The organism is Leptothoe spongobia TAU-MAC 1115 (assembly GCF_018739885.1).
Classification (GTDB): domain Bacteria; phylum Cyanobacteriota; class Cyanobacteriia; order Phormidesmidales; family Phormidesmidaceae; genus Leptothoe; species Leptothoe spongobia.
The window spans coordinates 118,556-142,115 of sequence record NZ_JADOES010000008.1 but is presented as its reverse complement, the minus strand read 5'-3'; the positions used below and the strand labels follow the sequence as shown (position 1 = coordinate 142,115).

Below are 23,560 nucleotides of genomic sequence, written 5' to 3'. Positions count from 1 at the left end.
AAAAAGAGGTATCAACTTAAAGCGGAACGTTTTCCCAAGGGCAGAATAATCTGCGAGAAGGGCAAAGCCCTACAGAATTCAGGAGTCAGAATTCTGTACCTCTTAAACCCACAAATCCTCACATACCAACCGATCCAACTCACTCAACTCCCCATGGGCCAAGTAATCGGCCAGCCATTGACAGCCTTGCTGCATGAGCTGTTCGATGTTTAGATTCCATAGACACACCTGGCCATCCGCTCCTGCGGATGCTAACTGGTTGCCAGAGCTGGCGAAGGATGCTTGCCAGATGATGCCTCGGTGCCCCGTTAGTGTGTGTAATAACTGACCTGAGATGTGCCAGCATTGGATAGTGCCGTCATCGCTGGCAGAGGCGATCACATTCCCGTCGAGACCAAATGAGACGCTGCGGACCCAGTCGTGGTGCCCCCGGAGGGTATGTATCAGTTTGCCATTTTGCCAAAGGCGCACCGTGTTATCGCTGCCTGCGGAGGCGATGGTCTCACCATCAGGTGAAACCGCTACGGCCCAGACGCTACCCGTGTGGCCTGACAGAATATCGCCTGGGTGATCGGCAAAGTTGATATCACCGGTTTCAATCCCTGCAAGGGACCAGCGGCGGAGGGTGCCATCTTCGCTACCTGAGACTAGATAGCGGCCATCGGGACTAAAGGCAACGGTCCAAACGGTGCCTGCGTGACCGCTCAGCTGTCCTAAGGGACTGCCGTCGGTGTCCCAGAGACGGATGTTGCGATCGCTACCCGCCGAAGCCAGATATGTCCCATCAGGACTAAACTTCACCGACCACACCGCATTATGATGCCTCTGGAACGTATGCAAGGGTTGGCCATCCACAGTCCAAAGCTTGACCGTGTGATCCGCACTGGCCGATGCAATCATCTGACCATCAGGACTCCAGTCAACGCTATAAATGCTGCTGTTATGTCCATGGATGGTGTGCAGCAGTGTATGCTTGCCATCCTCCCCGGAGCTCCACACTTTGAGGGTCTGATCAGCCCCTGCCGAAACCAATTGGGTGTTGTCAGGTCGCCAGCACACATCCCAAACAATGCCATAATGTCCCGCCAGTTTAGTCACGTCTCGGGACTCTAGCTGCCATAGACGAATCGTATTATCATCACTGGCTGAGATGAGCTGAGAGCCCTTAGAGTTGATATCCAGGCTCAGTATGCTGCCGCGATGGCCTTTCAGCGTATCCAACAGCCGACCATGGAGATCCCAGATATGAATATTTTGATCGTCGCTGGCAGAAATCAAACGACTGCCATCGGGGCTAAAACATAAATCTCTCACCCAGTTTTGGTGTCCCTCAAAATATTGCAACAGTTCACCATCCAAATTCCACAGCTTAATCAGATGATCGTCCCCACCCGAGACAATATGCTGACCGTCGGGGCTAAACACCGCCTGCAGCACCCAGCCCGCATGACTACTCATCGCCTGCAGTAGCTCGCCCTCTGCATTCCAGAGACAGAGGGTGCCATCTTCTGAAGCCGATACCAGGTGCTGACCATCGGCACTAAATGCCACCGATCTCACCCAGTCCAAATGGCCTTCTAACGTCTTTAACCACTGTCCATCGTGGGTCCATATCCTGACCGTATGGTCATTACTGGCCGATGCCAGCAGTTTATGGGTAGGGCTAAAGGCCAGACTATTGACGGAGCCGGTATGACCGGTGAGAATCTGCACACATTGCCCTGTCAAGTCCCAAAGGCGCACTGTATAGTCATCCCCAGCAGAACCAATCAGCTGGCTGTCATGGCTAAAGGCCACATCGATCACACTCCCTTGATGCCCCGTAAGTACCTGCAACAATTTGCCATGGGCATTCCATAGCCGCACTGTACCGTCGTCACTGCTAGAGGCCAGATACTGGTCATCATGACTAAAGCAGGCCGACAACACCCAGTCCTGATGGGCATGGATGCGGTTTCTCTCTCTCACAGTATGCAGAGCCTGCCATAGCCGAAATAAAATCTGGTTTTGCAAATAACTGGATGCAACCGGAGTAAATCGACTTTGTTGTGCTCCCTTGAGGGCTTCTAGGAGTGCGCCTAATCCATCATGGGAGAGTAATAGCGCCTGGGAGACGGATGCCAGGGCTTGCATCTCGGCAGTTTCGGCCCGATCGCGATCTTCTCTGGCCTGATCAAGGGCCATTTCCTGATCTTTGAGCGCTGCCCGCAGCTGGGTTTCTGTTTGTTTTCGCCGCCGTCGTTCTGCCTGGAGCACGGTCATCAGTCCTGGCATATCCTGTTGTTTAACCAGATCGATCAGGTAATCATGGGCTAGTTGATAGCGTACGCTCCCTCCCACCTCTGGATTCTCAAACAGCAGGCCTGATTCTGACAGAATTTCTAGAACAAGGCTGAGTCTTTCAGGCGCAACTAAAGTACCCAGGGACTCTAACGATTCTTCTAATTCATTCCGGGTTTTGAGGGGGCGGATTGTACTCTCATCACTCAGCAGATAGAGAATGGTACGAGCTAGCGTGCTGTTCTCAGGACCACAATCGCGCACTACCCGGTTGAGGAAATTGAGTACCAATGCTTGAATCGGGGCATCTCCCAATTGTTTATAGCGTCTCAGTGTGGTTATATTGTTTCGCTGTAGTTCGGCCCCAACCACCTGGAGTTCAATGGGACGCACTTCGTTGTCGTCGACGGTTAGATCAGCCACTAGAACCTCAATCAACTCTTCTTCTAGATAAAACTGAGCCTTTTCTGTCAGCTGTCGGATAACGGCTTCACAATCTTGAGGGTTAAAGTTCCCCAGGTAGTAACGCACGTCTTGACTTAAGATATCCAGATCAAGTTCTGCCAGGCGTTCCCACTCAAGTAAATAGTGCAAATAGTCATCGCGTAACGCTAAAACTACTTTGAGATAAGGGATATTTAGACAGTCTCGGAGGAAGTAATAAAGAGAACGTCGTTGCTCGATTCCAGGACGTTCAAAGAAAAACTCTTCAAACTGATCAAAGATGATGATGATCTGTTGATAGTGATCTTGAGCATGTTGGCGCAGGTGGGCCAGTAAACTCTCCGCCGTGATTGGAAATGATACTTTGAAATTAGGCGGGGCAGAGGGCTGAGATGAGGTCACCTGCTGCAATGCCTGCAGAATCGAAATTTCCCAGCTGAGGTAGTTACGCACGAGCAGGGGTAAGGTCGTGCGCCCCTCAGATGTTGCTTGCTCTAGGGCCGGGACCAGACCACTGCTCAGTAGCGAACTCTTACCGACCCCGGACTCTCCATGGATAATCACCAAGGTATGACGAGGCTGCATCAGTCGCCCTACCAGATGTTCAATCGCCCGCTGTCGTCCTGAGGCCCGCATCTCAACCGGTGAAATATCGCTGCTGCTAGATGTGGAGCGATAGGGTTGAATCGCACTCGCTCCAATAAAGGCTCTCAGTCCCATCAGGTTCTCGACCTGTCGCTGCTCTTGTTTGACCGCAAACGCATCTAGATAGAGACGCTTGGAAAAATACAAGTCTTGCAGGTTACTTAGAATATTGCGGTACAAAGGGAAATCATGACGAGGTTTTGTTCGCTGGCGAGCATTTTCTAAATCATGCAAAGCCTCGTCAAAGAGGCTGTCATCTCCCTGACTGAGTGTGGCCAGACCACGCAGGAAAAAGTATCGACCCTGATCATATCGGAGCGCCAGTACCACTGCCTGAGGAGAGACTGATGCAACGGGTGGTGGGGCATCGACGGCATCAGAAATAGTGGATCCTAATGCTTCAGTACTTTTGACGGCTTGAGCTAATAAGTTGAGAGCCGCTGTCGCTAAATTTTGGGCCTTGACCCAGTTTTCTTCTGCCAGGGCGGTTTCCGCCAGGTAAGCATAGTCCCGTGCCAGACGCACCCAATCATCCTGGTGTAGCTCTATCCCCTCGTTGGCAATCTTTGTTAGGGCTTCCCAATCCTCCATTTTCTGGAGAGTGGCGGCCAGAATATGGATAAAAGTTCCTGTACGGTCTCTACGATTTTGTTGTCGGAGTACATCAATAAACCGTTCATAAAAGTGACGGGCCTGGTGACAAGAGGCAGGATAGGTGGAACGCTGTGCTTCGGCATGGGTTTGCCACCACAGGCCTAAGTGCAGTAAGAGGACTGCTTGTTGATCTTTGGTATCTTCAACTGTTTTGTCAGACTGTAGCCAGTAGTCTAGACTCTGTTCGTAATGCTCCTTAGCCACTTTGGGACGATCGATGTGATCTTTACGCCCCTGGAGAAAGGTGAGACTCGCTTGTAATGCTCCATCTAGCTGAACGGCGTGGTGGTTAAGATCTGCGATCGCAAATGGCAGTTCCTGCTCAGTCAACACCCTCAGATGGTGACTTAAACTCGGTAACGCTGGTACCGAATAATCCAGAAAATAGGACTCAGGGCTATCTAAAATATAAGTAAACAGCTCATCTGCTCCCCGGTGTAACGCCTCGATCAGTGGCTGGATCGGATAGTCAATCTGAATGGGCACCGCTGCAAAACTTTTGAGATCCGCTGCAGCAAGTGTGAGATTTTGTAGGGCCGTGTCATTCATCCACAACACGACCGGATAGGGAAATTTGGACAGCAGGGCATTGCGTCCCACATTGGCCGCCTTAAACAAGACATCCAAAGCATCTACTTGGTCAAAGCCAGTCACCATAACCGCAGCAGGAGGTTGCGACTGGGACGATTGGCTCCCTCTCAGCGCCTCAGGCAAAGACCGTGTAGAGGCCGTCAGCTCAACCACATGAAACTCCTGATGCTGCGCCAGCTCACTAAGCAATAACTGGGTCAGCCGTTGATAGTTACACCGGACCAAAATCAATGAAAATTGTCCATGGCCAAGGGTCAGCGCCCGCTTTAAGTTGTTCAGGGCTGTCTGATTATGGTTGACAATTTCGGGAAGATCAGCCTGGTACATGGGGAGCAGTGGGCAGGCCCACCGACTAATGGGCAATGGGTAGGGGCTTTCCGGGAGGAATCCAGGGATTTAATGCTCAGCGAGCCAATGTTTAAAACGATTGGTTTCTTTTAGGACCGGATTCAGATCAAACCAGCGACCACCATGATCACGATATTCATAGAGAAATAGACTCCGCAGTAGCAGGCTATAGGCTTCGTTACCTTGGGTATCGGGGTTACTGACTGCCTTAAACATAAGCTGCCATTCGCTTTCATCAATCAAGGCCATGAGGGCATCTCGTTCATCTCGAATCACAGCTTCGAGAATAGTCGATTTGATCGGCGGATCACCCTTTTGCAAACAGCCATACAGCAATCGCATTAGGTTACGCATATGCCCCCCACTCAGCTGACACAGACGGTTGAGCACATCAATGGATTCAAAGGCATCACTAATGCGATCAATGCGCTCATTGTAGTTTTTATTGGGAAAGGCGCGAGCGAGTACCATCTGCTGTAGTAGAGCCAAACCGGGTTGAAAGGTGGTGCTGTCACGCTGGGTGACCGGTACCATCGGTAAGACTTTGGGGGAGACGCCAAAGCGGTTAGATAACCGGGGTAAATCATCGGAAAAGACTAGGGCCAGGGGGATGGTATAGACCACGTGACAATTTAATCGTTTAAGCTGTTCTCCTCGATCAATAAATAGATATTCAGACTGGGTGCGACCGTTAGCTCTCTCTACGGGGTCAATCCGGTCGAGGTTATCGACGATGACAACAAGCCCTTTTTTACCTTGGGAACGGAGGTTTGCGATCGCAACCTCCAACAATTCCTCATTAATCGCATCAATAATATTTTTAGTACGCGGTTCCAAATACTGACGCATGCGACTACGCATCTCGGGACTCTCCTTAGCCCGAGCGGTCAAAGCCGCTATCCCCACCGAAAAACTAACATCCGCAATTTCCATCGGTGTTTGTAGTGTTTCCGCCAGGTTTCGAAACAAGCTAACCAGGGCCGACGGCTTTAGCTTAATACCATCATTCTCCAAACTCTCCACCACCTGATGGGCAATCATCAGCAGAATATCGCTAATATCCACATCAGCCATTTCCAAGTCGCGGTCCGACTCAAAATACACCACATGAAATCCCTGCTGTTCCAACTGCGCCTTTAACCGCAGCAGCTCTGTCGATTTACCACAGCCAATATTGCCAGTAAACAGCTGAGTCGTCGCCTCATCCGGTGACAGCAGGGCAATTGTACGCTCCAACTCCCGTACGATATCCCCACCCCGCACTGACGAAAAGTCAATGTAATATTGCCGATCCTCAGCTTGCACCAATCGTAAGGGGCGACTAGGATTTGCAGCACGATAGAAGCGAGGCAGGTCTAAAGCCATGTGTAAGGCACATCACAACATCCGTCATCCTAGACGAATTTTTATAGAAATGAGCCAATTTGCGGATAGCTGTCACGCAGTATTTATGAAACTCTTGCAATAGCACAGAATTTGTGTCTAACATTTGAGCCGGCTGACACATCTCAACCTCCGATTGATTTATCAATACCTGCAGTGTTAATGGTTTTAGCTTATAGGTTGGGCACTAGGCTCCTTCACTCTTAATTAGTTTGATGTGAGGACGATTTGGGCACATTGGGAAAGAGCTTGAAATAAAGCCGAGATAACTATGATGATGGATGCTGCTCAAGATGACCTATGGCATTTACAGGAATAATAAACAAAAAAATAATCTATTGTTTATTATTCCTGCTGGTAGGTTTTGCCACACCCGTCATTGCCCAAGCACCTGACTCAAACAATTCGAATATCCTAGTCATTCATTCTTACAATCCCGAACTTTCCTGGACAGCAGAGGGAAAAAAAGGGATCGACGAAGGATTTCGATCTAGCCATCATCTGACCACGGTTTACCACGAGTTCTTAGATGCGAAACGTTATCCAAATTTAGAGCATCGTAAAGCGTTTTTAAACTATCTCCACACAAAGTATCAGGATACAGAGCTGCAAGTATTAATAGTGGCAGACGATCCAGGATTGAATATGGTTCTGGCAACTCGTAATCAGTATTTTCCAGATTTACCAGTTGTTTTTATGGGTATTAATCATGTTCGAAACGAGTTATTGACGATTCCCTGGTTGACTGGGGTATTTGAGACCCATAGTTATCGAGAGACGATATTGGAGGCAAAACGCCAAACCCAATCCGATAACATGATTTTCCTGATCGATTCTACAGAAACAGGTACGGCCAATCTTAAGCGTCTCAGGCAGATTCAAGTTGATGCTGCTGAAACGCTACCTGATATTACAGTAGTGAAAGATTTAACGCCGACTACTATTGGCCAAACGTTGGAGAAGTATCCGAGTAGTTGGCCTGTATTTGTACGAGGACAACTACGTTCAGGGGATGGGAATGAGGCATTGTTGCCTTTTGAGGAAACGATGCAGTTGTTGAGATCGCAGTTAAAAAACCCTCTTTATACAGTTAGCAGTAGTGATTTAGGCCATGGTGTTGTGGGTGGCAAAGTGCTTGAAGGTAGCTACCATGCCAAACAAGCTGTTGAACTGGTTGAAAAGATTTTAGAGGGTACACCAGTTGACCAAGTCCCCCCCATCATCAACGCTAAAACTCAATGGATTTTTGATGCTTACGAACTAAAACGTTTTAATATTAACCACAATGATCTCCCGCCTACCAGCATTCTGATTAACCAAAAACAATCATTTTACGAACAACATCGTCAGTTAATATGGTATGTCCTGCCCATCTTTATTCTGGGTGCAATCACTATTTTGGTGTTGGTTGATGCGATTCGTCGCCAAAAGCAAGCTGAAATTACCCTGGAATATCGCGTCGAAGAACGCACTAATGCTCTTAGTCAGACATTACAAGAACTTAAACAAACCCAAGCCCAGCTGATCCAAACCGAAAAACTCTCAAGCCTTGGACAGTTAGTCGGAGGCATTGCCCATGAATTCAATAATCCATTAACCTTTATCACTGGCAATATTGATATTTTGCAAGGCTATGGACAAGATCTGCTCGATCTTATCAAACAGCAACAACAACAAATTTTAGTTGCATCGTCAGACTCTTCCCTTAAAAGTCAAGATATTGACCTGGACTATATCCAAGCAGATATGCCTCAAATATTTCAGTCTATGACCAAGGGGACAGAGCGCATCAAAACTATTGTTCGTAGCCTACAATCCTTTGCTTCTACTAATGAACAAGGCACTAAACCGACCGATTTAAATAAGAGTCTCGATAACACGCTACTAATTTTAAGATCGCGCATTGGTAATGATATTGAGATCATCACAGACTATGGCGATTGCCCCTTAGTTGTTTGTGAACCTAGCGCGATCAATCAGGTGTTTATGCAGGTTTTGCTCAACGCCATTGAGGCTGTCAATCTTCTGAATAAGGAGGCCTCAAAACAAATCTTCATTCATACCCGTACCCAGAAAGAAAATTGGATAACAATCTCAATTCAAGATACGGGTTTTGGGATTCCTCACTCTATCCAAGAGAAAGTTTTTGATCCATTTTTTACCACCAAGCCAGTAGGGGCAGGAACTGGCTTAGGATTAGCTGTGTCCTATCAATACATTCAGCAACATAACGGTCGCCTTACCTTCCGCCCTAATTCCCCACAAGGAAGTATCTTCGTGATCGAATTACCTATCCCCGGATCAAGTCGCTAGTTTTTGCCGCTTAGCTACAGTTTAAGCCGCAAAAACTACACATCCCGCTATTCATGCTTAAGAAAAATAAAGTTATTTAACAGAAGGTGCGGGTTTGTTGACTTTGAGTAGGAAAGATAAAGTTTTTTGGAATGGAGAATGATCCCCAAAAATGTCTGCCTAAACTAGTTGGCTGAACCCATCAAAAGGATAATGTAAGACTGATGACTTTAATGCCAGACAATAAGCATGGTCGCCGGATAAGTACCTATCCAGAAAATACAAACTATGCACTTTATGAATTGATTTGGGCACTAGGGCTGGTGGCATTTTGTATATTTGCAGCCATGGCACTGATTAGTCATTCCTAAAAACTTTCTAAAATAATCTCTTAGGGAAATGTGCTCTTAATGGGCAGCAACGTAAAGCGGGACGTTGTTACAACGCCAGAAGTCAGTGTTTGACTGGCTTCTGGCTCCTCATTTCCCATCCAGTCAGGATTTCCTGGCTTAAATTGATACCCTAATTTCGACAACCTACTTAATGAATGTTTTCGCGAGGTCAGATCAGCGGAGACTTTTGTCGTGTTTATCTTCATAAGCTGTTGACAATCCTATAGTTGTTTAACAACTAGGATCGGAATTATCAACTTTTGGCAATGAGAGTGAAGATTTTATCCATGGATGTAGCGGCCAAGACATGTGTGACTACACTCATAGTATCCACCCCAGATAATTTCATGGGCCAATAGCCCAGGAGGACATTATGAAATCGATGATTTGGAAGCCTGAAGAGCACGATCGTCTGGTTAATGACTATTTAGAAGCTGAAAATCATGCACCCTATGAAATGATTTGGGCTCTTGGTGTTGTTACGTTTTGTCTCTTAACAGCTGTGGTACTGATTGGTAATTTCTAGACACATTTCATCATCTTGCAAACGGGTTAAACATCCGTAGGCTTATCGGGATCGACGATGGGCTTGCGGATGTTTTAGTTTTTTCTTTTTCTTTTTTCTTCTGCTGATCTAAAGCTCGGTTGGATCAATGCCCTTAGACTGCAGTAAACGCTTGAGCTGAGCCAATTCTGATTCAGCAGTATCCGCCCGTTCGGCAGGTGTGGGTAACCAATTGCCTGTATCGTCATACCAGCGCAGCCATAGCCGCTCTACTTGCTTATAGCTGCCGTGCCATAGACCCAAGCCGACCTTTAATTCCGGTAGCCACAAACGTCCCTCTGGCAGAGATAGGGCTTCATAACTACCGGCGTTGAGTTTAAAGGCCCGAAAATCATCGCTATAGCGATCAAACACGATGTAGTAAGGCACCCGCAAAATCTTTTCATACACCGTCCACTTGGGCGGTGGGCAACCCGGTTCAGGCTGGACCTCTCCCAGGTCTTCCTTCCGAGTACCTGGGGAAAGCAGTTCGACCACAACAAAGGGGTTAACGCCTTCTTGCCAGACGACATAGCTGAGACGCATGTCTTTGTTTTCATAGAGGCGCGGTACACCGACGGATAGGAACCAATCTGTTCGCTTATACCAGTTAGGATGGCGCACATCGTAATAGAGGTTGAGGTCTTTGCCGGTGAAGTAATGATCAGCGCTATAGTCAGCCAGCTTTAACGTAATGCTTAGTAGCTCAGGCTGGTGGTCATGAAATTCGTCAGGCAAACCAGGCTCCTCCGGGTTTTCGCTCGGCAGATCGTACATGGTCGGCAGGATCTCCGACGCAGGTCGTGGTGGGTCTGACTGGGGAATATGCAACGGTGTCGTGATCATGCCTCAATGCCCTGTACAGCTATGACTTTGATTATTAACCGGATGTCATGGGAGCTGCGGTAATTATACGAAATCCTGGCTGATAGCGTCCGGTATCCCAGGGCATCCACAAGGGAGTGCCCCTACGAGATTGCCTATTTTTAATCGGGCTTAATGAATTCGGATTTGTTGTTAGGCCGTAATCGAGTTTTTTTGTTAAGCACTATTACGATGCTATCCCATCTCCTGGGAGAAAAATATAGATCCTTGAAGCTATAGGCACGTAGACTTCGATTAGCGTTGCTATGGTCCCTGATCAGCCCATGCTAGATGTTCGTCAGTTTTTTCAAACCACTAGCCCTGCCCGCACCCTCGATCCTCAAAAAGAGGACGATCGGCAGCTCTATATCGACTTTTCTGAGGTGCGTGGTGAGCAGATCATTGCCGAAATCAAAGACCTGATCACCTTTTATGAACCGGAAAATCCTACCTGTACCCTGTTTACCGGGCACATCGGCTGTGGCAAATCGACGGAACTGCTAAAGTTACGGGCGGAATTAGAAGCAGATGGATTTCATGTGGTTTATTTTGAATCCACAGAAGATTTAGAAATGGCCGATGTGGATATTGGCGATGTACTGCTAGCCATTGCTCGACGCATTAGCCAGAGTCTAGAAGGTATCGACATTGGTGACGCCAAGGGCCTACGGGGGTTACTGCAAAAGGCAGCCAAGGTATTGATGACTGAAATTGAGCTAGAGGCCGAAGCATCGGTGCCGCTGCCAGTCAAGACACCGGGCATGTCGGACCTCAGTGCCAGTGCCAGCACCAACGGCGAATTTTCCCTAGCGGCAGGTATCGGCAAAATCACCGCACGGGCAAAAAACGACGCCACCCTGCGGGATCGGTTGAATCAGTTTTTAGGTCCCCAGAAAAATCAGCTGGTAGAGGCGATTAACGAAGAGTTGCTCAAGCCTGCCATTGTCCAACTCAAACAACAGGGCAAGCAGGGGCTGGTGGTGATTGTGGACAATCTGGATCGGATTGACAATCGTCCCAAGGCCTTTGGTCGTTCCCAGCAAGAATATCTATTTATTGATCAGCACGAATGTTTGCAAAAGCTGCACTGTCATAAGGTGTATACCATTCCCCTGGCCCTCAAGTTTTCCAGTGAATACGGTCTGCTGACGGCGCGGTACACCGATGACCCGAAGGTATTGCCCATGGTGCCCGTCAAGCTGCGCGATGGCAACCTGTGTGAAGAAGGCATGCGACTATTACGACAGTTAGTGCTGGCGCGGGCCATGCCCAATCAGTCAGAAACAGAGCGACTGGCTCAGGTGGCCGATTTATTTGATCAGCCGGGGGCTTTGGACCGGCTCTGTATGGTCAGTGGCGGCCATGTGCGGGACCTGCTGCGGTTGCTCAATGGCTGGGTGCGCAAGGGGCGCAACTTTCCACTCAAGCACGAGAAGCTAGAAGAAGTCATCCGAGCCCGGCGCAATGAGATGACGCTGCAGCTATCGGCGGATGAATGGGCGTTATTGCGACAGGTACGACAGCAGAAGAAAAAAGTGGGTGGGGATGACGATTATCAACGGTTGATCCATAGTCGATTGGTATTTGAGTACCGCGACCAGGGAGAATCCTGGTTTGATGTCAATCCGATTTTGTTAGAGTCCGAAGAATTAAAAACGTAGGGTGGGCAAGGCCCACCGGTTAATCGGCAATAGAGTAGGGGAAAAAGGCAAAGGATAAATACCTCAGGATAGAATTAGAATAACCCAGGTTTTCCTTGAAGCTGCCATGCCCGATCCAGTCACCATTGACGACATCTACGCCCTATTTCAACGCTCCCAGGCAGAAGCTGATCGGCGCTTTGCTGAGGCTGATCGCCGTGCGGCAGAAGCTGATCGTCTGGCAGCGGAATCCAAAGCTGAGTTTGATCGCCGTGCAGTGGAAGCTGAAAAACGATTGGCCAAGGCGGAAGCGATCGCAACCCAAGCCAACCAGGCAGTCAACAACCTCAGCAGTCGCTGGGGACGGTTTGTCGAAAACATTGTCGCCCCGGCTGCGTTACGGTTGTTTCAAGAACAGGGCATGGCGGTACAAGAAGTCTATCAGCGAGTCCGTTCTGCCCGAGGCAACCGCAATCTAGAAATTGACATTTTAGTCGTCAACGATGATGTCGCCGTCGTCATCGAAGTAAAATCCCGACTCACCCAAGACAGCATCCGTCAGGTGTTACGCAGTTTGGAACAATTTAAGCTAGCGTTTCCCCACTACGCCAGCTATCGACTCTATGGAGCCGTGGCCGCCATCGAAATTGATAAAGATGTAGATACCTATGCGTACAACCAGGGACTATTCTTAATTCAACAATCTGGAGACAGTGTCGCGATTAGCAAGACACCAGGCTTTACACCCCGCACCTGGTAACCCATCTCGATGTAGGGGACAAGGGGAAAGGGGGAAAGGGGGAAAGGGTGTTGCGATTGACCAAGATTCGCTATTTTATAGGCACGCTAACCCACCCCGGAGCCCCTCCCAGGAGGGGAGGTATGTCGGTTGTGTGATGTTAGGGGTGGACCATTGTTACGGTTGGCAAGTTTCTAACGAAATGACTGCTTTTCCCTTGGACGTTTGCGCATGAGCTGATGAGTACTGTGCCCCCGACTAACAGTTTTAACTTTGCTGAAAACTCCGCGCAGAATGAGGCGGCGCTGGAGGAGCTGACCAGTGCCATTGTTTTTGGTCAGGGAGCGGATACGATTACGCTGCTGTTGGTGCGGTGTAACTACAACCGGCTGCGGGACCAGATGGTGGAGCAGCTGGGGCAACAGCTGGCGGGGGAAGAGCTGCAGGGACCGGTACAGGTGCTGCGGTTAGGGACCGATGATACTAATCTATATGCGCAGTTGCAGACGATGCGGGGCGTCCAACCAGGTCCCGCGCAACCGCAGACGATGCCATCGGATAATGTCCAGCCGGGGGCAGCCTTGGTGCTGGGCATGGAGCGGCTCTGCTCGTTAGAAACGTTTTTGGTGGAGTTAAATAAACGACGGGAGGAGTTTCGGCGGGAGTTTCCGTTTCCGTTGGTGCTGTGGTTTACGGATGAGGGCTATCGACAGCTGTCGCAGTATGCCAATGATTTTGAGAGTATTGCGGGTGGGGAGACGATTGCGTTTTCCCTATCACCTGAGACGCTGACCGATGGGCTGCAGCAGGCCAATGGGCGTTTATTTACCACATTGTTGGAGCCTAATACGCCAGAGTCATTTAATCGGTTATTGAAGCAGGTAGATTTTGGTTATTTGCAAAGTGATGAGCTGAGTTTGGCACTGGCGGAGCTACAGCGACAGAAAGTGGCGTTGGGGCCAGATTTGCAAGCGGGTGTGACCTTTGCCCAGGGGCTCAATCTGCTCAATCAAGAGGCGATTGGGTTATTTGAGCAGAGTGCTCATTATTGGCGGACGCAAGCTGCTGATCAGTTGAAATATGGTCTGGCCCTGTTTTACCTGGGACGGGCTCGGTACTATGCCGTGGATAGTGTTAAGTACCAGAGTGCGGACTGGGAGAGTGCGTTACCACCGCTGCAGGACTGTGTGGCGGTCTTTGAGCAAGCAGAACGGCCCGATCTGGTGTGCAAGTGCATTAATGCGCTGGAGCGAGTGTTGCATCGATTGGAACGATGGGACGAGCTGGAGACGGTGGCCCAGCAGGCGGTGGATCTGCGGCAACGGTATCCTAAGCCGGATAAACAGGCGGAGAATTATGGATTTTTGGCGGATGTGGCCATGCGGCGGGGGCAGTGGCACCGGGGAGCCGAGCTAGCGCAGCTGGCCTTAGACACCCTGGCGCAACGGGACAGCTGGTGGCGCATGCTATATCTGGCGCGATTGGCAGAGGCGAACTATCAGCTCGGCGATGGAGAGGGGGCGATTGTGCACTTGCAGGCGGCCCAGGCCATGGGGGTACTGGGGCATCCGAGGCTATATACAAACATCTTGGGGCAGTTACAAGCGCGATTGCGGGAGCAACACCGTTATTTAGATGCCTTTGAGATCAAGCAAGAGCGGCTGGCGGTGGAGAAGCAGTATGGGCTGCGGGCGTTTATTGGGGCGGGGCGGTTGCGGTCGCAGCGGACGGAGCAGCGGGTGACGGTGCGGTCGGAGCGGGAGACGTTGGAGGAGATTGCGCCGGAGATTGAGGCATCGGGGCGGAAGCGGGATCTGACGGCGTTGTTGCAGCGGATTGCGGGGACGAGCCATAAGCTGTTGGTGGTGCATGGGACGTCGGGGGTGGGGAAGAGTTCGTTGATTAATGGTGGATTGTTGCCTGCGTTGCGGGGGAGAAGTCTGGAGAATCGGCGGAATGTGCCGGTGTTGGTGCGGAAGTATACGGATTGGCGGCGGGCGTTGGGGAAGTCGTTGGCGGCGGCGTTGGGGGAGTCGGCGAGTGCGGTGGTGCGGCGGCAGGGGAAGGATTTGTTGCGGGAGGTTTTGGAGGGGGATATTGGTGAGGAAGCCCCCAAAATTGGAGGCCCCCAAACCCCCAATTTTGGGGGCTTTGAGGTGGATTCCCCCCAGGATTGGGGGGCTAGGGGGGCCGCCGAGGGGGATGACCTAGCGGAGACGCTTCCCAATCAACAATCTGCTGATCTCAATCGCAACATTCTGGATGCCTTGCGGGTTTGTGAGGAGAGTACCTTGCGTCCGGTGTTGTTGTTGGATCAGTTTGAGGAGTTCTTTTTTGCGAATCCGGATCCGTTAAAACGGCGAGAGTTTTTTGGGTTTGTGGCGGATTGTTTGGATCTACCCGGTGCTCTGAAGATTGTGTTTTCGATCCGGGAGGATTATTTGCATTATTTGCTGGAGGCGCGGCAGTTGGTGCGGCGGAATCAGCTGGAGTCGGGGTCGATGGCGCGGGCGCAGTTGGAGGATATTTTAGGGAAACAGATTCTGTACGAGATTGGGAATTTTAGTCCGGCGGATACGAAGGCGATTATTGAGAATCTGGCGTCGGGGGCGCGGATGTATTTGGAGCCGGGGTTGGTGGATGCGCTGGTGGATGACCTGGCGGGGGCGTTGGGGGAGGTGCGGCCCATTGAGATGCAGGTGGTGGGGGCGCAGCTGCAGACGGAGACTATTCAAACTCTGGCGAGGTATCGAGAGCTGGGGGAACAGCCGAAGGAGACGCTGGTACAGAACTATCTGAATAATGTGGTCGATGACTGTGGGGATGAGAATCGGCAGTTGGCGGGGTTGGTGTTGTTTTTGTTGACGGATGAGCGGCGGACAAGGCCGTTAAAGACTCGGCCAGAGCTGATGCGGGAACTAGAGGCGTTGGGGATTCGGGGAGTTGCTGGTGAGGCGGATAAAGAGACCGATGGTTTAGACCTGGTGTTGAGGATTTTGACTGGGTCGGGGATTGTGGTGTATTTGCCGGATAGGCCGGATGATCGGTATCAGTTGGTGCATGATTATTTGGCGGGGGTGATCCGGGATCAGCAGGCTCCGAGGTTGGAGCAGTTGATGGTGGAGTTGGAGGAGGAGAAGCGGCAGCGGGTGCGGCTAGAGGGGGAGAAGGCGGATCTGGAGGTGGCGAATGCGGCGGCGAGGGGAGAGCTGGCGCTGATAGAGGATGAGAGAGAGGATTTGCGGGCGAGGAATCGGCAGGCGCGGCGGGGGTTGGCTGGAACTATTGCAGTGGCAGCGGCAGTTGCTGTTGTTACTGTTGGTGTCGCCATTGCAGCTACTAAAAATGCGGATAAGTCGACACTGGCTGCTGGCCTCATTACATGGAAAGCAAAAAGGCAAGAAATTTGGGCTGACTTGAAACAACGGAAAGCCAGTTTTGATGTTGAAGTGGCGGAATTCCGGCAGGATGTTGCGGGCAAAAAAGCACAGTCAGCTGCTGACGAAGTAAAGGTCGCTGAGGCATTAGTGGAAGATGCTAATACTCGTTTGAAAGAGATTGGTCAACAGGCTAAGCAGGCACAAGAGACTGCCCAGAAAGCGGTCGCGCATGCTCAGTCACAGTTGGCGACAGCACGAGATGACCGACAACAAGCTCAATCAGGGTTAGAACAAGCAAATATTGCGAGAGAGAATGCCCGTCAGGAACAAAAAGTAGCACGAGCAGAAGCCACAATAGCAAGAGAGGGAACCAAGCTTGAAATTGCTGGTGTGAGGTCACTCAAAACGTTTGAACATGATCAAGGCAAAGCATTGTTGGCATCGTTGAAAACTGGTCAACGCCTACAAAATTTAGTAAATGCTAATAACATCAGGACATTAGAGAAGTATCCAGCAGCTAGTCCAACAGCAACACTGCAAACTATCCTGAACCGATTACGGGAAAAACATCGGCTCGAAGGCCATCAAAACGAGGTTCTAAGCGCGGTTTTTAGCAACGATGGTCAGCGGGTCGTCACCGCCTCGTCTGACACCACCGCTCGCGTCTGGGACTTGCGCACCGGCGAGTCCACCGTGCTCGAAGGCCATCAAAACTTGGTTCGAAGCGCGGTTTTTAGCAACGATGGTCAGCGGGTCGTCACCGCCTCGGATGACACCACCGCTCGCGTCTGGGACTTGCGCACCGGCGAGTCCACCGTGCTCGAAGGCCATCAAAACTTGGTTCTAAGCGCGGTTTTTAGCAACGATGGTCAGCGGGTCGTCACCGCCTCGTCTGACAACACCGCTCGCGTCTGGGACCTTCAAGGTCGAGAACTGAATGTTTTTGACGATCATACTGAGACTGTGTTTACTGCTCGTTTTAGTGCTGATGGTCAGCGCGTTCTAACAGCATCAGCCGATGATACGGCTCGGATATGGCGTGCGGATACGCTTCAAGCATTACTGATCAGAGCTTGTAATCAAATGAATGTGTATTTGGTCAACAATCCAGACGTGTTAAAAGATCTGCCCGTATGCCATACCCCCCAACGGTTAGGATCTGCTAGTCGGATGTTAGTCCAGGTAGGTGATCGACTGGCCGGTCGGAATGATCCTGATACAGCGATTGAAAAATATCAGTTAGCGAATGACTGGTCACCAGGCCTAGTTACTAACCCAGTTCAGCGCGCTAACGGATTGCAAAATAGCGATCATCGCCGCTGATGCATCTCTCAATGACCAACAGATTATTTTAAACCTGCCCCTTTGTGAAACGCCCCACAACAAAACTAAAAGCTCTCTCATCAAATTTCATTGATACAACTACCAGAGACCTTACATTCTGTTAAACCCAGCCAAACTCTCTTGACCCCAACAACATTTCACCGTACTCTCTTCCCTAAGGTTAATTCTTTAACCCAATTTCCCAGAACTCAGTTAGCTTTTGCGCCATCGGCAGGTGCGCCAACACCGTACCGATGACTGACCCCGGAGATTCCAACGCAATCCCGAGGCTTAGGGTGAGTTTACCCCTTAGCCATGCCGCATTGCACATCATCCCCCGGTTAGGCTAAGGCTCACTCGGGTTCTGGTTTCCTCGCCAAAGCTGCCCTTTCCCTCATCGGAACAAGCAGCCCAGGCCATCCACCACAACGGAGACCAGATCACCATGTTTCAACCCAACACCCCGGACGGCACCATCCCGTCCACCCCTCAACCTGTCACCTCCCCAACCAACCAACCAGACCCCCAATACGAAAACGTTCGCCATATCGTATTCGGCACCCTCACCGCCATCCGCAACACCATCAACCTGTTGCACAAACTCAACTACGCCGAACCCAACGACTGGAGCAAACCCCTACCCACCGGACGCCCCAATGAAATCATGGTGATTTTGACCAAACGCATCCGCGTTGTATAAACCAACCCCGTAGGGGCACTCCCTTGTGGATGCCCCGCGATCACCGTGGGCACCTAGCCGATATTTCATCCGTAGGGGCACTCCCTTGTGGATGCCCTTCGATACCGTGGGCACCTAACCAGGATTTTGCATAGACAAATCCTGGTTGATCGCAACCGTTATCCCAGGGTGGGCACAAGGCACCACCCCTACGAGATTTTCCCTAACGCATCTGCTCCATAAACCATGCGCCGATGGCCGACTGATCCTCAACCTCACCCCGACGCAGGGCTACCTCAATTAACCCCAGGCTCAAATTCGCCAACACGTTCGATGTATCAATCCGCTTACTACTGCCATCTGGGCTGATACTAAACGCGATCAGCTGGCCATTCTTAACATCCCAAATCCAATACTCAGAGATACGTAACGCCTCATACTGCAGACGTTTTTCCCCTTTATCATCTGCCAGTGTGGTATCAGAAATCTCGATCACCAAATCCGGCTTAGGATAGTCATCTAAGTTAATGACACGCGTGCCCTTAGGAATGCAATTAACATTGTCACCAACATAATAAGAAATATCCGGCTGAAACTCATCGCTACCTGGTTTGCGATAGGAGCAAGCATCCCGAGGAGCCAGCGGCATACCTGTAACCATGCCAAAAAGACCAATCAGCAGCATCAGGATGGCATGGTCCCTAGCATGGTCTGAACCGGTTGGCATCGTTTCCAGCCTCATTTGGCCATGGTGATAGTAGGCTTTATGGTGCTGCTGGTCAGACTGATCAATCAGCTGCACAAATTCATCCCAGGCTATGGGTGTCCATGTATCTGTAGCAATAGGCGATTGCAGTAAGGACATAGCCCTCATCAGGATCGAAGTCGACTGTAACTCTATTCTAGAAGGTCTGTCGATATTGGTCCGCTTAAGTAGGTTATCCAAATTAGGCTTCAGATACCGAGGCCCCCTGACCTCACCCAATACTGGGGGAAACTAGACTCAAAGCCCCCATTATTGGGGGTTTGGGGGCATATTCGAGGAGGTTAAACTCCTGATCCTCCATCTTATAAATGATTAGGCCAACCTACTTAACCCATGATTTTAGAAGTCGCTATGCTCGACGTTAAACCCGGAGAAACTGTCGCATTTGAAGCCGCCTTTCAGCAGGCCCAAAGCATCATTAGCTCGATGCCTGGCTATGGCGGACATCAACTGCAAAAGTGCATGGAAAAAGACAATCGCTATCTCTTGTTAGTCACCTGGCAAACCCTGGAAGATCATACCCAAGGCTTTCGCGAGTCAGCTGAGTATCAACAATGGAAAGCATTGCTCCATCACTTTTACGATCCGTTTCCCGTTGTCGAGCATTATCAGCTGGTCACCGGCGACAAGATATTAGAAAGCTGAGCCCCTATGACAGAGACTCAGCTCATCGGTACATCCATTATCAATTCAGTAACACCTATTGATAATAGATAACCCTGTAGGGGCAATCCCTTGTGGTTGCCCGGCGAGAGTTCTAAATCTCTGCCATCACCTTGGCCATGGCTGCCAGTACCCGATCCACATTCTCAGGCTGACTGTTATACCCCATCAGGCCAATGCGCCAAACCTTGCCACCTAACTCACCCAAACCATTGCCGATCTCAATATTGTGATCAGCTAGCATCTTGCTAGTCACCGCTTTGGCATCAACACCATCAGGTACCTTGACCGTAGTCAGCGTCGGCAGACGATATTCTTTGGGTACATGACAGCCCAGACCCATCTCGGCCAATCCATCCCAGAGCTGCTCAGCCGTCTTTTGGTGACGGTCCCAGGAATTTTCCAGCCCTTCCTCGATCACCAGACGTAGCGCTTCGCGGATGGCATAGGTCATATTGACCGGTGCCGTGTGGTGATAGGTACGACCTTTGCCCCAGTAGTTGCGCAGTAGGGAGATATCCAAATACCAGTTGGCCACCTTAGTCTGGCGCTTGTCCATTTTCTGCAGCGCCCGCTCACTCATGGTGAATGGAGAACTGCCAGGCGGGCAGCTGAGGCCCTTCTGGCTGCAGCTGTAGGCCATGTCTACGCCCCATTCATCCAGGAAAATGGGCACAGCACCCATACTGGTAACGGTGTCGATCAGCAGCAGACAGTCATATTCCTTACAAAGATCACCTACTCCTTCGAGGGGCTGACGGGCACCGGTGGAGGTTTCCGCATGGACCAGGGCCAGGATCGCCGGACGATGCTCTTCCATTGCCGCCCGCAACTCTTCCAGGCTAAAGACCTCGCCCCAGGGTTTGCTGATACTGCGGACATCGGCGCGATAGCGACCGGCCATATCCACCAGGCGATTGCCAAAGTATCCGTTAATCCCAACTAAGACCACATCCCCAGGCTCAACAGCATTAGCCAATGTGGCTTCCATCGCGGCAGACCCAGTCCCACTGATGGGTAGTGTCATGGGGTTCTCGGTTTGCCAGACATAGCGCATCATGGCTTGGACTTCATCCATTAGATCCAGGTAGGCCGGATCGAGGTGACCAATGGGCTGACGATTCATCGCGGCGACTACGTCAGGATTGGAGTTCGAAGGTCCAGGCCCCAAGAGCAGACGCACAGGAATGTCTAATGCCTTGGGGGTGATGCGAAATTTGTTATTGATGTTGGGTCGGGATACGGTCAAACTCATAACGATAAATTAACGGATGGGGACAGCTAACGAATGGTAGCGATTGCAACAGAATAGTTTTTATTGTCTGATGTAATGGCTCATTCGTTAAATTGACCGGTTAAATTTGTGCCGTAAAACATTCAGATTTAGGGGTTGCATGGGTTGTAGGGACGTTGCATGCAACGCCCCTACCTCTAGAATTAGAATCTGATTGATTTTGATGCCTAATGAAAAGGTAGGGGGCGTGGTGCAACTAGAAGAGGTAAAAAATCGCTGGCAGTCGAATCCTGGGGCGGAGTATCGGTGCGATCGCAACCTCAACCTCTACAAAACCCCAGATGCTCAGGACCTGGTCACCCAAGCCGCCGCCGGATACCAGTTCAAAATTACGGTGATTGAACCCACCGGTATCCATATAGTGCTAGCCGCCGATGACTATCCCGGCTGGCTGCGGCTCACCGACATGGATGCCATCGTCCCAGCCCCTGTGCCATATCATCCGCCCACCGTCAGCCGTCGCGACATCGAGGGCGCGATTCCTGGGGCCATTGCCTTTACCCAAGCTGCCATGGCAGTGCCCAATGAATACCTATGGGGCGGGACGGTCGCGCCCAATTACGATTGCTCTGGCCTGATGCAGGCGGCATTTGCCTCTGTCGGTGTACCGCTTCCTCGGGACTCTTATCAGCAAGAAGACTTTACCGCCAGGGTTGATAAGGAAGAGCTACTACCTGGGGATCTGATCTTTTTTGGTACCCCTGAACGCACCACCCACGTTGCGTTGCATCTGGGCCAGGGTCGCTATATTCATAGCTCTGGCAAAGATCAGGGTCGTAATGGCATTGGCATTGATTCGATTATTGACCTCAGCGATCCCATCAGTCAAAACTATGACGAGCAATATCGCTGCTGCGGTCGCATCATGCATGGCTACAAACCTCAGCCCACAATCTAGGATCTAGATGTGGGCTTTGACCGTCCATATGCTAAACCTATCTTCAAAGTTACCCATCCAAATCCAAAATCTGAGTTACAAACCCTACAGTTTTTAACGTGAACAAGGTTTAATACTCGTGACTGCAGTCTAATCGACCACTGTCTAATCGACCACTGTCTAATGGACCGCAAGTCAAACCGACCACTGTCCCATCGTTTCACACCGACGTTTTATGCGCTGGCTCTCTCCCCCCATGGTTAAACGCATCCTTCGCTGGTTTTTGTTCGGTGGCATTCTGTTCTTTCTTGCCAAAACTCTAAAGGACCACTGGCAAGAGGTCAGAAGCCTTGAACTAACAAACGCTACCTTGCCACTGCTGACGATTGCGCTGGGCATTACGCTGATCGCGCATATTTGGTCGGGATGGGTCTGGCATTTAATTTTGAAAACCATCGGCCAGCCCCGTGATGGTCGTTGGTCTACGGTGGTCTATCTCAAAACCAACATTGCCAAGTATTTACCGGGTAATGTATGGCACTTCTACGGACGGGTGCGGGCATTGCAGTCATCGGGCTCATCCACGGGAGCCGCGATTGTAGGTGTCCTGTTAGAACCGTTACTGATGGCTGCCGCTGCCCTGGGGTTAGCTGCCATTAGCTTTAGCCTGACCGTTGGGAGTAGTGATTGGCGATTGTTGGCCCTGTCTCTAGGGGCGTTGGTCGCGATGTTAGTGGCTATTCATCCACGCTTTTTAAACCCGCTCCTGCGAAAACTGGGCAAAGCAAAAGCTCAGGCTCAAGGGTTAACAGTGATTACCAGTACCCTCCGCTTACAAACCTATCCCTGGCGATCGCTGCTGGGCGAGCTAGGGTTTGTAGCCTTGCGCGGTATGGGCTTTGTGATGACGATTGTGGCGTTACAAGCTTTAAAACCGAGTCAGTTTCTCCCAGTGATGGGGGCATTTAGTATTGCCTGGTTGTTCGGGTTAGTGGTGCCCGGTGCCCCCGGCGGCGTTGGTGTCTTTGAGGCAGTTGCGATCGCGCTCCTTGGCAATCAGCTCCCCAGCGGTCTGCTGATCAGCAGTGTTGCCCTTTACCGTCTGATCAGCACCCTAGCCGAAGCCCTAGGCGCTGGCCTGATCTGGATAGAAGACCGGATTGCCGACTTCATGGTGCCCGTTGCCAAAGCAAAAAAACGAATTTTGCTTTTACCCCCTGCCAAGGACGACATCATCGAAGACCCGGACCAAGAACCAACCTCATCAGAAGACATTGCCACTAGAAACAATCTCGAATTATCAGAATCAGACTCTACTAGTGAAGAAATGTCTGAACAAGTATCCACAGAAACAGCCATACAACCAGACGACGTTACCCCTGAGATTACAGAGCCAACATCTCCTGTCAACGAAGAACCAACAACAGCAGAACCTCCCACAAAAAACATTCCCCCTAAAACTTCCGATATAGCCCCCCTCATTCAACCCCCCGTTTCTGAATCGATCAGACAAACTCAACCAGGAAAACCTTCTGAGCCAGTCCTCCCCCCATTTACACCGCAACCGATTAAGGTTGAAGAAGAACCCACATCCCAATCATTATCACCAAAACAATGAGGTCGCTGGCGTAACTCTCTAATGCCTCCTTGTCAAGAGTTATACGCTTCAAGGAGATAACCTGCATAATCGACCCAACCGTAACCCCAATTTCACCTAACGAGTTTGTTCTGAGCAACTAACTAATCAACTTTCGGGGGGTGT

The 23,560-nt window shown here is 50.5% G+C and carries 14 protein-coding genes; 9 read left to right on the top strand and 5 right to left on the bottom strand.

The genetic code is table 11. The annotated features are described in order from the left end of the window. Positions 1-102: 102 nt before the first annotated feature. Complete coding sequence (locus IXB50_RS06345; protein WP_215608102.1) at positions 103-4,941, bottom strand: nSTAND1 domain-containing NTPase; 4,839 nt, start codon at positions 4,939-4,941, stop codon at positions 103-105. A 69-nt stretch (positions 4,942-5,010) separates the two neighbouring features. After that, positions 5,011-6,327, bottom strand: coding sequence for a P-loop NTPase family protein (locus tag IXB50_RS06340; protein WP_215608101.1), 1,317 nt, complete (start codon positions 6,325-6,327; stop codon positions 5,011-5,013). A 318-nt stretch (positions 6,328-6,645) separates the two neighbouring features. Between IXB50_RS06340 and IXB50_RS06335 the strand changes: the two genes are divergently transcribed. Next, positions 6,646-8,658, top strand: coding sequence for a sensor histidine kinase (locus IXB50_RS06335; protein ID WP_215608100.1), 2,013 nt, complete (start codon positions 6,646-6,648; stop codon positions 8,656-8,658). 744 nt (positions 8,659-9,402) lie between these two features. Beyond that, positions 9,403-9,555 (top strand): hypothetical protein, encoded by a 153-nt coding sequence (locus IXB50_RS06330; RefSeq protein ID WP_215608099.1) that lies wholly within the window; start codon positions 9,403-9,405, stop codon positions 9,553-9,555. A 108-nt stretch (positions 9,556-9,663) separates the two neighbouring features. On the opposite strand, the gene IXB50_RS06325 is transcribed toward IXB50_RS06330, so the two are convergent. Further along, positions 9,664-10,419, bottom strand: coding sequence for a Uma2 family endonuclease (locus IXB50_RS06325; RefSeq protein WP_246564147.1), 756 nt, complete (start codon positions 10,417-10,419; stop codon positions 9,664-9,666). 284 nt (positions 10,420-10,703) lie between these two features. Here IXB50_RS06325 and IXB50_RS06320 point away from each other — a divergent pair, with 284 nt between their 5' ends. The 4 genes from IXB50_RS06320 (at position 10,704) to IXB50_RS06305 (ending at position 18,219) form a co-directional block, all read left to right on the top strand. Beyond that, positions 10,704-12,098, top strand: coding sequence for a P-loop NTPase fold protein (locus IXB50_RS06320; protein WP_246564145.1), 1,395 nt, complete (start codon positions 10,704-10,706; stop codon positions 12,096-12,098). 106 nt (positions 12,099-12,204) lie between these two features. Further along, positions 12,205-12,837: a DUF3782 domain-containing protein gene (locus IXB50_RS06315; RefSeq protein ID WP_215608098.1), complete on the top strand. Its 633-nt coding sequence runs from the start codon at positions 12,205-12,207 to the stop codon at positions 12,835-12,837. A gap of 218 nt (positions 12,838-13,055) precedes the next feature. Next, positions 13,056-17,519, top strand: a complete 4,464-nt coding sequence (locus IXB50_RS06310) for an nSTAND1 domain-containing NTPase (RefSeq protein WP_215608097.1) — start codon at positions 13,056-13,058, stop codon at positions 17,517-17,519. A gap of 445 nt (positions 17,520-17,964) precedes the next feature. After that, complete coding sequence (locus IXB50_RS06305) at positions 17,965-18,219, top strand: hypothetical protein (protein WP_216867599.1); 255 nt, start codon at positions 17,965-17,967, stop codon at positions 18,217-18,219. A 202-nt stretch (positions 18,220-18,421) separates the two neighbouring features. On the opposite strand, the gene IXB50_RS06300 is transcribed toward IXB50_RS06305, so the two are convergent. Further along, entirely contained in the window at positions 18,422-19,063 is a 642-nt protein-coding gene (locus IXB50_RS06300; protein ID WP_215608096.1) for a Uma2 family endonuclease, read from the bottom strand. A 234-nt stretch (positions 19,064-19,297) separates the two neighbouring features. Between IXB50_RS06300 and IXB50_RS06295 the strand changes: the two genes are divergently transcribed. After that, positions 19,298-19,609: an antibiotic biosynthesis monooxygenase family protein gene (locus tag IXB50_RS06295; RefSeq protein WP_215608095.1), complete on the top strand. Its 312-nt coding sequence runs from the start codon at positions 19,298-19,300 to the stop codon at positions 19,607-19,609. A gap of 112 nt (positions 19,610-19,721) precedes the next feature. Here the strand turns inward: IXB50_RS06295 and IXB50_RS06290 are convergent, their stop codons facing one another. Beyond that, positions 19,722-20,882, bottom strand: coding sequence for a pyridoxal-phosphate-dependent aminotransferase family protein (locus tag IXB50_RS06290; protein WP_215608094.1), 1,161 nt, complete (start codon positions 20,880-20,882; stop codon positions 19,722-19,724). Between the two features lie 202 nt (positions 20,883-21,084). On the opposite strand from IXB50_RS06290, the gene IXB50_RS06285 reads away from it, so the two are divergent. Further along, positions 21,085-21,819 (top strand): C40 family peptidase, encoded by a 735-nt coding sequence (locus IXB50_RS06285; RefSeq protein ID WP_215608093.1) that lies wholly within the window; start codon positions 21,085-21,087, stop codon positions 21,817-21,819. 235 nt (positions 21,820-22,054) lie between these two features. Next, positions 22,055-23,416, top strand: coding sequence for a lysylphosphatidylglycerol synthase transmembrane domain-containing protein (locus IXB50_RS06280; RefSeq protein ID WP_215608092.1), 1,362 nt, complete (start codon positions 22,055-22,057; stop codon positions 23,414-23,416). The last annotated feature ends 144 nt before the right edge of the window (positions 23,417-23,560 follow it).